The organism is Oerskovia sp. NPDC056781 (assembly GCF_042789955.1).
In the GTDB taxonomy this organism is placed as follows: Bacteria; Actinomycetota; Actinomycetes; order Actinomycetales; family Cellulomonadaceae; genus Oerskovia; species Oerskovia rustica.
Window position 1 is genome coordinate 1 of record NZ_JBHUAD010000369.1, and the last position, 2,173, is coordinate 2,173.

Consider the following 2,173-nt stretch of genomic DNA (forward strand, 5'->3'; position numbering starts at 1 on the left):
GGGGGCCCACGCTGCCGGGCCGCGCCGTGTGGCGCGACCCGGCAGCAGAGGGACTCAGGCCCCGTGGTGCGACTGGAAGCGCGCGATCTTCGCGAACTCCTCGGGGTCGAGGCTCGCGCCTCCGACCAGGGCACCGTCGACGTCCTGCTCCTTCATGAGCTCGGCGATCGACGAGGACTTGACCGAACCGCCGTAGAGCACGCGGACGGCGTCGGCCACCTCGGCCGAGTACAGCTCGGCGAGACGGGCACGGATCGCGCCCGCAACCTCCTGCGCGTCCTGCGGCGTCGCGACCTCGCCGGTGCCGATGGCCCAGACGGGCTCGTACGCGATGACGACCTTGGCGGCGTCCTCCGCCGACAGGCCCTCGAGGGCGCCGTCCACCTGTGCGAGCGTGTACGAGACCTGCTCGCCGGCCTTGCGGATGTCGAGCGCCTCGCCGACGCAGACGATCGGGACCAGGCCCTGCGCGAGCGCGGCCTTCGACTTGGCGTTGACGAGCGCGTCGTCCTCACCGTGGTACTGACGACGCTCGGAGTGACCGATCGCGACGTAGGTCACGCCCAGCTTGCTCAGGAACACGGGCGAGATCTCACCCGTGTAGGCGCCCGAGACGTGCTGCGAGACGTCCTGCGCGCCGTACGTCAGCTCGAGCTTGTCGGCGTCGACCAGCGTCTGCACGCTGCGCAGGTCCGTGAACGGGACCAGGACGGTGACCTCGACGGCCGAGAAGTCGTGCTTGGCGTCCTTGAGGGCCCAGGCGAGCTTCTGGACCGTGTGGATGGCCTCCTGGTGGTCCAGGTTCATCTTCCAGTTGCCCGCGATGAGCGGGGTACGTGCATCAGTCATGGTGTGTCTACCTTCTGTGAGCCGTGAGGCTGCGGTGGGGGGTCAGGCCTCGAGGACTGCGAGCCCCGGGAGGGACTTGCCCTCGAGGAACTCCAGGCTCGCGCCGCCACCGGTCGAGATGTGGCTGAAGCCGGCCTCGTCGAAGCCGAGGATGCGCACGGCCGCGGCGGAGTCGCCACCGCCGACGATCGTGAACGCGCCGTTCGCGGTCGCGTCGACCAGGGCCTGCGCGACGGCACGGGTGCCGCCGGAGAACGCCTCGAACTCGAAGACGCCGGCAGGACCGTTCCAGACGACCGTCTTGGCGTCCACGATCTTGCTCGCGAAGAGCTTGGCGGACTCGGGGCCGATGTCCAGGCCGATCTTGCCGTCGGGGATGGCGTCCGCGGGCACGACCTCGTAGGGGGCGTCGGCGGCGAACGAGTCCGCGGCGAGGATGTCCGTGGGCAGGACGATCTCGACGCCGGCCTTCTCGGCGTCCGCGAGGTAGCCCTTCACGGTGTCGATCTGGTCCGTCTCGAGGAGCGAGTTGCCCACCGAGTAGCCCTTGGCGGCGAGGAACGTGAAGACCATGCCGCCACCGATGAGCAGGCGGTCCGCCTTGGTCAGCAGGTTGGCGATGACGCCGAGCTTGTCGGAGACCTTCGACCCGCCGAGCACGACGACGTAGGGGCGCGCGGGGTCCTCGGTCGCCTTCTTGAGGGAGTCGACCTCCTTGAGGACCAGCTCGCCGACCGCGGACGGCAGCACCTTGGCGATGTCGTAGACCGACGCCTGCTTGCGGTGCACGACGCCGAAGCCGTCGGACACGTACGCGTCCGCGAGCGAGGCGAGGTCAGCGGCGAGAGACTCGCGCTCCGCGTCGACCTTCGAGGTCTCGCGCGCGTCGAAGCGGATGTTCTCGAGCAGCGCCACCTCGCCGTCGCCGAGCGCGGCGACCGTGGCCTTGGCGGACTCGCCGACGGTGTCGTCCGCGAGCGTCACGGGAGCGCCGAGCAGCTCGCCCAGGCGGTCCGCGACGGGAGCGAGGGAGTACTTGGCGTCGGGCTCACCCTTGGGACGCCCGAGGTGCGCGGTCACGACGACCTTCGCGCCGGCGTCGGTCAACCGCTTGAGCGTGGGGAGCGCGGCGCGGATGCGGCCGTCGTCCGTGATGGTCGTCCCGTCGAGGGGGACGTTGAAGTCCGAGCGGACGAGCACGCGCTTGCCGCGCAGGTCGCCGAGGGAGTCGATGGTCTTCATGAGCACACTCCTGGTCTGAACAGGGTCGAAACAGGTCACGTCACACATGACTGCGTCCGCGTGCATGGGCGGCCAACCGGGC

General features: G+C 70.0%; 2 protein-coding genes. Both read right to left on the reverse strand.

The window, feature by feature from the left end:
* Nucleotides 1–54 precede the first annotated feature (54 nt).
* Nucleotides 55–849, reverse strand: coding sequence for a triose-phosphate isomerase (gene tpiA / locus ACFRCR_RS18435; protein ID WP_138824514.1), 795 nt, complete (start codon nucleotides 847–849; stop codon nucleotides 55–57).
* A 42-nt stretch (nucleotides 850–891) separates the two neighbouring features.
* Nucleotides 892–2,091: a phosphoglycerate kinase gene (locus tag ACFRCR_RS18440; RefSeq protein WP_377679631.1), complete on the reverse strand. Its 1,200-nt coding sequence runs from the start codon at nucleotides 2,089–2,091 to the stop codon at nucleotides 892–894.
* Nucleotides 2,092–2,173: the final 82 nt, after the last annotated feature.

Coding starts and splice junctions, on each gene's coding strand:
- ACFRCR_RS18440 (WP_377679631.1), bottom strand. CDS start 2,091: ATGAAGACCATCGACTCCCTCGGCGACCTGCGCGGCAAGCGCGTGCTC.
- tpiA (WP_138824514.1), bottom strand. CDS start 849: ATGACTGATGCACGTACCCCGCTCATCGCGGGCAACTGGAAGATGAAC.